The 7,993-nt window shown below is 46.2% G+C and carries 6 protein-coding genes; 2 read left to right on the forward strand and 4 right to left on the reverse strand.

Features of this window, described 5'->3' with window-relative positions; all coding sequences use genetic code 11:
• Nucleotides 1-304: 304 nt before the first annotated feature.
• Entirely contained in the window at nt 305-1,663 is a 1,359-nt protein-coding gene (locus K5Q99_RS20690; RefSeq protein ID WP_220777995.1) for a YjiH family protein, read from the reverse strand.
• Between the two features lie 693 nt (nt 1,664-2,356).
• Between K5Q99_RS20690 and K5Q99_RS20695 the strand changes: the two genes are divergently transcribed.
• The gene (locus tag K5Q99_RS20695) at nt 2,357-3,094 is read left to right on the forward strand and encodes a DUF998 domain-containing protein (RefSeq protein ID WP_220777996.1); all 738 of its coding nucleotides are present in this window, start codon (nt 2,357-2,359) and stop codon (nt 3,092-3,094) included.
• Here the strand turns inward: K5Q99_RS20695 and K5Q99_RS20700 are convergent.
• Together K5Q99_RS20700 and ubiU are read right to left on the reverse strand one after the other, a co-directional pair.
• On the reverse strand, nt 3,091-3,984 hold the full coding sequence (locus K5Q99_RS20700) for a U32 family peptidase (protein ID WP_220777997.1): 894 nt from the start codon (nt 3,982-3,984) through the stop codon (nt 3,091-3,093). The genes K5Q99_RS20695 and K5Q99_RS20700 overlap by 4 nt on opposite strands.
• 40 nt (nt 3,985-4,024) lie before the next feature.
• The gene (ubiU, locus tag K5Q99_RS20705; RefSeq protein WP_220777998.1) at nt 4,025-5,035 is read right to left on the reverse strand and encodes a ubiquinone anaerobic biosynthesis protein UbiU; all 1,011 of its coding nucleotides are present in this window, start codon (nt 5,033-5,035) and stop codon (nt 4,025-4,027) included.
• A gap of 137 nt (nt 5,036-5,172) precedes the next feature.
• Between ubiU and ubiT the strand changes: the two genes are divergently transcribed.
• Nucleotides 5,173-5,706: a ubiquinone anaerobic biosynthesis accessory factor UbiT gene (gene ubiT / locus K5Q99_RS20710; protein ID WP_106651277.1), complete on the forward strand. Its 534-nt coding sequence runs from the start codon at nt 5,173-5,175 to the stop codon at nt 5,704-5,706.
• A 118-nt stretch (nt 5,707-5,824) separates the two neighbouring features.
• On the opposite strand, the gene K5Q99_RS20715 is transcribed toward ubiT, so the two are convergent.
• Nucleotides 5,825-7,714 carry a S8 family peptidase gene (locus K5Q99_RS20715; RefSeq protein ID WP_220777999.1) on the reverse strand — a complete coding sequence of 630 codons (1,890 nt, stop codon included), beginning with the start codon at nt 7,712-7,714 and terminating at the stop codon, nt 5,825-5,827.
• Between the last annotated feature and the right edge of the window lie 279 nt (nt 7,715-7,993).

The raw sequence follows: 7,993 nt of genomic DNA on the forward strand, positions 1-7,993 counted from the left end.
GGGCCCTGCACCGGACAGCCCTTTCGCTGCGCTGCAGGGCTGCCGCTTATTTTCGGCGTTAGCCCATAGAGATTTTCATCCGAAAATGACGAGTTAGAGTTAATAACCTAACTCATTTTTGTCCCAAAGTGAGTTGTGTGCTGTCGAGTGAAGATTGTACGATTAAGTTACGCTATATAATCAAATCAGCCAGTTCGTGTATGAGTTAGTGCAAAAAAGGGGAGTCAGTTAATCTGACTCCCCTTTTTTGGAACGCTTGTTAGACTTACATTAAAACCTACGTTAGGCCCAAACTAGCGTAATGTTAGAACAATAAATGCGCTACACCCGCGATAACAGGCAGAGTCACTAAGGTACGTAGAATAAATACCATGAAGAGCTCAACAAAATTGACGGGGATTTTACTGCCGATAAGTAATGCACCCACTTCACTCATGTAGATCAATTGAGTCACAGATAGTGCTGCAATTACAAAGCGGGTCATATCCGATTCAATTGAACTGGCCAGAATCGACGGAATAAACATATCCGCAAAACCCACCACAATTGTTTTAGAGGCTTCAGTCGCTTCTGGAATATGCAGTAATTCGAGCAATGGAATAAACGGCATACCCAGATAATTAAAGATAGGCGTGTGCTCGGCAATAATCAGCGCCAAAGTACCAATGGCCATGACGACAGGGAGAATGCCAAACACCATATCGACAACGTTTTTAACGCCTTCATTCAATACGCCTTTGATACCACCAGCACTGGCTGCTTTTTCTAAGGCTTTATCAAAACCCCAAGAGAAAGCATTGCGATCCGCGGGGATCAACTCATCATCTGGCGTGCGTGGGGTATCGTCTATGTAGTTGTCTTTCTTCCACGATAGCGGTGGCAGCTTAGGCACAATCACAGCGGCGGCAAAACCGGCGAGACACACAGTCAAATAGAAGGGCACAAACATGTGCTCTAACTTAACTTGCGAGATCACGACTAGGCTGAAGGTAATCGATACCGCCGAGAAGGTTGTGCCGATAACCGCCGCTTCTCTTTGGGTATAAAAACGGGCTTCGTATTGTTTGCTGGTCAGCAAAATTCCCACACTGCCATCACCTAGCCATGAGGCCATACAATCAATTGCGCTGCGACCTGGTAGATTGAACACGGGGCGCATGATTTTGGTTAATAGTGTGCCAAACAGTTCGAGCAGACCGAAGTTCAGTAACAGCGGCAACAACATACCCGCAAAGATAAAAACAGAAAACAACACGGGCAGTAAGTCATTTAAGACTAATGCACCAGTGCTTGTGGAGTTAATAGCCTCTGGGCCTAAGCCTAAATAGGTCAGTACGACAAACACTGCACCTATGATCCGTGTGACCAACCATAATGGACTGACATTCAATAAGGCATTAAGGAAGTGATTCTGGGCCACAAACTTAGGCTTAAATGCTTTTGACAGCGAAGAGGCCAGCGCCGTAACCACGATAATTATGGTTACTATAAGGGTTAACACGCCGCTCAATGCGCCTTGCAGTGCTTTAGAGATAATCGCGATAGGAATAGTGATCGCATCGTTGTAACTGATAGGGGTCATAAATAACAACAGACCGATCAGTGAAGGGACGATAAAGGTGAGTATCGTCTTAATGTTTCGATTTTTATTTTCAGTAGCCAATTTTGTACACCTTAAAGTACGAGTCGTACATGGTAAATTTGAATTAATAGCCGCACGTAACACGCTGTTGACGCCAATTAAGGTGCATTTAAATTCAACTCAAAAACGAGAATGGGGAAGATTACTCGCTTAGCTTGTCTATGTAAAACGATTCGCTAGTTAGTTTGATACAAGCAGCAAAACAGCATAGTTATTTTACTTAAGTTGTCGGTGATATTAGGTCGATGCTTCCGGGTGGATACAAGTAAAAACTCATTATAAACATTGTGTTAAGTATTCTTGTTTCTGGTGGGTTAATTCTTTGTGTGGTGTTGTAGTTAAAACGATTGAGATGTTGTTTCTGCACGAAAAAACATCAGTAACTTTAGCCTTACAGCCCTATTAGTTGGTTTTTTGTGCGATATAAGCGGGCTATCGTGATAACACTTTCTACATGGCGTGGGCAGCAAGACTTTACGGCTACCACTGTGATGCTCAGTCTATTTTGCTACTCGGCACATTTTTATGCGACAAGCCGTTAAATCTGCTCAGTGAGATGAGTGAGCTACCTCAGCATCCTGATGCTTTAGGTGTTGACTAAATAGTCGCTAATAACGATGAAAGTAAAATATTATTCATAAAGCGGATACCCGCCGCTTTAAATCTTCTCATTTCCATGTAAGTTAGTATCACTCCTATCCAACTCAAGTATTCATGACGACAAAAGTAGAGAAGATTAAGATTAAAGGCGGCTCGACATTGGCCATTAAGTTTGGTTTTCTGGGGATCTTTGGGCTTCTAATCGGTATTGTGATGACTGTTTTAGGATTCGATGATGTCGAATCCCATCGCTTTAATTTTTTAAATCATACCCTTAGCGAATTGGGGACTTATGGTCACTCGTCTTTTGCTGTGATCCTTAACGGGGGATTGTTTTTTGGCAGCTTAAGTCTTGTGTTTTATTGTTTGTCTTCGCTACAGCAGGTGATGTCTTTTTGGGGATATCCTTTCTTTATTAGTTTGGCGTGCACTTTTTTAGCCTTAGCGAGCGTGGGATTATTTCCGGTGAACGTGTATCACTTGCACGTTTTAGGGTTGAAATGGTTTTTCTATCTGGGAAGCTTAAGTGCAATTTTCTACTTAGCCTGGGTCTGTCTCGGCAAGTCTTATTTTGGCCGTTGGACTGGGTTATTAGCCCTCATTGTGTTGTGCAGCATGATGACGTTTCTGTATGCGCCGCAATTGGATTTAGGTTTGACCGAAGGCGATAGGCCGTTTTATCAGGAGATGGTATTGCAGCTGCCGCGTCCTAGTTTGTGGTGGCCAGCCCTACTGGAATGGATAGGGCTGGGGAGTTTATTGTGCTGGACCACTGTGCTGCTTTTCAGTCAGTTACACTCCAACCAAGATCGAACCAGCCAAGAGTCATGCACAGATCAAGAGTTAGGCTAGGGAGTCGCATGCACAGCAAGGCCCGCTTCTCCAAACCAATAGCCGTTACACTGGGTTGTCTCTAGGTTCACATCGCTGCCAATAGAAAAATCTCGAGCATTTTCAAACGTGTTAATCGCATCGACCAAGTTATTGGCTATGGTGATGCAGTCAAAGCTACTGGGTGATACCCGAAACACATCCACGCCCATCTTTACCATGGTTGCTATTTCACTGCGTAAATCTAAACAGCTAGCGGATTGGGTTTGGATCCCATTGAGCCTGAGTAAAGGCTGCTGCTCTTGAGTTTGCGCGAGTAGCCCTTTGCTGTATTCACGGCACACAGTTTCACAATGATCTTTGGTGAGCTGTTTGTGCCTAGCGGTAAAGCAGCGCGCCGAATGGGCGAGGGGCAAATAGCCGTGGCCGAGGACCTCTACTTCAAATGGCGGCTTTTGGTGGATCACTTGGCTAAGCCAAGCCTTTGATAGCTCCACTGGCATCACAAACCTTTGCATCCCAAATCGCTGCAAAATGTCTAAACTGGCGCGATTGTAGTTATTGATACTCGCGCCGCAGACGAAGGGCAGCTTGTGCTCGTTGGCGAGATAGACTGCCGCCATATCGTTCGCTTCAACGATAAATTCGCCGTTATCGACCTGGCGTTTCAGCTCAGTGTATTCCGATGGCGCTTCGATTAACGCCAGCGTTGATATCACCACTTCTTTACCCGCCTGCTTAAGCATTTGCGCCAGCTCTAGATAATCGCCCCACTTGAGTTCACGTCTACGACTGCAGACGGCCTCGCCTAAATACACTAAGGGAATTTGGCTGGCGGCGACTTGCTGATAAAAATCGGTGACCTGTTGTTTTTGCCAGCAATACAACAGCGGGCCTAGGGAAATATGCATTACTTATCCTTTGTTAATCTGGCGCTCTGTCCATTAACCTTTATTGCCAATCACGCTCGTAGGCGCCAAGTGTGGTGATTTGACCCTCGGAAACTTTTGCAAGGGTTTGTTCCCAATGGGGTTGGTTTTGGCTTGTTGAGTACAGTTCGGGGTTATCTCGATAGGTGTCTATGGCTTGGCGCCAAACTCTCGTAACTTGCTCAACATAGGCAGGGCTGCGTTGGCGGCCTTCGATTTTTAGCGACACTATGCCCGCCTTAGCGAGTTCTGGCAGTAGGCTTAAGGTATTCAAACTGGTTGGTGATTCGAGTAAATACTGCGGCGAATCTTGATCTTCCGTGATGTAACGGCCTTTACATACCACGGGATAGCCCATCTGTTCATCAAGGGCCGACTTATCAATCAACACATCATTGAGCAGCGTTAATCGGTTCTGGCCTTCTTCCTGCCAGCGCACGTGTTTTGCCGGTGAACAAGAGCCGCCAGTATTGGGCGATTGTCCCGTTACATAGGATGACAGCTGGCAACGGCCTTCGGCCATTATGCACAGGCTACCGAAGGCGAACACTTCTAAATCCACTGGGCTAACCTTGGCAAGGTCACGCACTTGTTTCATCGATAACACCCGCGGCAACACGACTCTGGCGATGTTAAAGGCTTCCTTATAAAAGCTCAGCGCCCCGAGATTAGTCGCACTGGCCTGCACCGATAAATGCAGTGGCAGCTTGGGATAGTGCCTATGGGCATAATCGAGTAAAGAAAGATCGGCGACAATTAATGCATCCATACCCAGTTTTGCCGCTAAATCAATGGCCTGATACCAACGGTGCTCTTCACCGGGTTTTGGAAAGGTATTTAAGGTCAAAAAAATTTTCTTGCCGTGCTTTTGCGTCAGCTCAGTGGCTTCTTGCAACTTTGCTGGGGTAAAGTTTAATCCTGCAAACGAGCGCGCGTTGGTGTCGTCTTTTAGTCCTAGATACACTGCGTCGGCTCCGGCATGTAATGCCGACTTTAGCGAGGCCAGATTTCCTGCTGGACACAACAGCTCCATAGTGATGCTCCCGATAAAATGATAGCCGCTGAGTGTAGGTAAGATTGAATGGCGATGAATTGATTTAAAACAGGTTTAAGATCATAAAATCCCGATAAACTGGGATATATATGTTTTATTCTTGTAGGGTTTACGCCATGTCCGCTGTTTTTTCCGCAAAAATCGCTCAGCAACTTTTAGAATTCACTCCAAAAGCCATTGGCTTTCCCCTTGCTAAAATGCCCTTTAGCCTCAAAGCGAAAGTGATCAGCCAATTACTTGGGCTATTACTCGCCGAGCAAGCTGCAGATGATGAACTCGGATTTTTGAGTGATAAATGGGTTGCGATCCGAGTGGATGATTTAAATCTGGCCTTTGAGGTGAGTTTTAATGGCAAGTGGCAAGTCAGAGAGTTGACCGACGCGCAGGTGAGCTTTAGTGCCAACTCGGCTGAACTGGTGTTAGTGGCAGCAGCAAAGGAAGATCCCGACACGCTATTCTTCCAGCGTAAGTTGAGTATTGAAGGCGATACAGAATTAGGGCTCGAAGTGAAAAACTTGCTGCTCAGCATCGAATTTGCCAGTATGCCGACCCCAATTCGCCTTAGCGTTGAAAAGCTCGCCGCTGTGATCGAGCGTTTGCAACTCGAAGCAAAACCAACGGTTATTCTCGCTAAGTCTCCAAGTTATTAATCGAGCTATTAATGCTACTTGGCGAGATAGCCTTCTGAATAAACCACTAAAAAGCCCACTCAGTTGTTACCTTAGTGGGCTTGAGTTTGATTCAAAACTCACTGAACCGATTCACTCGTTAGTAGCTTGCGCTCAGTTGAACGCCCGAGTAATTAGCATAACCACGTAACATAACATGGTAAGTTCCCGCTTGAGTCACGGTAATCGAACAGCTTTCATTGTTACCATTTTTATAGGGGCGACAATCATAGCTGGTGGTCGTTGGGACAGTCCCTGCTTTGACATACAGATCCACGTCGCCAGTGCCGCCACTGGTGGCAATATTCAGCTGGCTATTGGCAGGGACGACGATTTTATACAGGGCTTCAGTTGCCGTTGCTCCGCTCAAATTCGTGACAGGTACGCCATTGGTTAAGCAGTTCGCATCGGTACAATTTCCGCCGCCATTAAGGTTATAGCTGGCGGTAAGCTGGGCGTTAGCATAATTGTTATAGCCTTGGACCATCACATACCAACGACCCGCCGCAGGTGCGGTAAAATTACAGCTCTCATTGTTACCATTTTGATATGGGCGGCATTGATAGCTGGTCGTCGTCGGTTTTTGTCCTTGGCTGACATAAATATCCGCATCGCCAGAGCCCCCCGCGAGGTTGATGCCTAAACTGGCCGCATTTGCGGGGACATCAATGTAGTAATAAGTTGCTGAACCTGTGGCTCCACTGATCGCGATACCCAGATTATTTTGCAGCGGAGTTTCGTCAACGGGGCAATTATTACCACAGCCACCATCATCGCTTGCAAGTGAAAACAGTAACTTATTCGGTGAGCCTGTCTTAGCATCTGTGACTTTGCCCGAAGTGGCGCGCGTCGCGAGTAAGTTCGTCACCTGTGCGGGTGAGAGGTTAGGATTTTCATCTAAGTATAATGCTGCGACGCCTGCCACATGGGGGGAAGCCATTGAGGTGCCACTAATGGTATTAGTCGCCGAATTTGAGGTATACCAAGAGGAAGTGATGCTCGAACCGGGCGCATAAATATCTAAACAAGTCCCGTAGTTAGAAAAACTCGAGCGGGAATCGTTACTGGTGGTTGAACCAACTGTGATGGCATCAGCTGCGCGGGCTGGAGAGTAGTTACAGGCGTTACTATTATCATTGCCGGCCGCGACGACGAAGGTGATCCCCGCAGCTACGGCGGCATTGACGGCATCATCTGTGGCTTGGGAGGCGCCGCCCCCTAAACTCATGTTCGCGACCGCCGGGCCAGAAGCATTGTTTTTCACCCAGTTTATCCCAGCAATCACGCCAGAGTTACTGCCAGAACCTGAACAGTTGAGCACTCTGACACCCACCACATTGACGTTTTTTGCGACACCGTAGGTTGAGCCACCAATCGTCCCCGCCACATGGGTACCATGGCCGTTACAGTCAGTCGCGTCGTAATCATTATCGATAAAGTCATAGCCACTGCTTGCACGGCCGCCGAACTCATTGTGGGTATTTAGCACGCCAGTATCGATAACAAAGGCGGTCACACCTGAGCCATCGTAATCTGTGTGATAGTTGCTATCCAATGGCAAGTTGCGTTGATCGATTCTGTCTATGCCCCAGGTCGGACTCGGTTGGTCTGCATTGGCTTCCATCATGGGCGTTACTGACATCACTTGATCTTGTTCTATGTATTTCACCTTAGGATCGCTACGCAAGGCTTTAATCTGTTGGGGGCTTGCATTGATGAGTACGCCATTGAGGGCACTGCCAAAGCTTCTCATCACTCTGACATCATATTGATTCACTAAACTCTCGGCCTGCTGAGTAGCAAACTCAGATATGGCATTGTTATTACTGAGATTAAGAACACTTGGGGTATTGAATACAACGATGTAAGTATCTTTGATGGCTTTAGATTGCGGCACATTGACCATAGTGGCTTGGTATTCATTAGCGTTAACAGGGAAGTAAGCAAGTCCAGTTGCGACCGCGACTGCTATTAAATGTTTCTTATGCATGTTGAACTCCATTTTCTTTTTATGTCTCCACGGACTTCGAGACATAATCCAATGTAGAAGGTATTTTCAACCTGCCCAGTTTAATGCTTAAGGCTTAGCTCATTCATAAAATTAAAATGTAACACTTGATTTACAATTGAGGCGTGAATGAGTTTGTACAGGAATGATGATTGAGTTGTACAAATAAGCGTCAAAATAATAACTCTCAATCCATTAAAGTGACATAGCTTGAAAAAATGTTGATTTATCAAGCGACATTGTGTCTTTAATGATAAATGA

The sequence above is a fragment of the Shewanella hafniensis genome (genome assembly GCF_019655335.1).
GTDB lineage: Bacteria > Pseudomonadota > Gammaproteobacteria > Enterobacterales > Shewanellaceae > Shewanella > Shewanella hafniensis.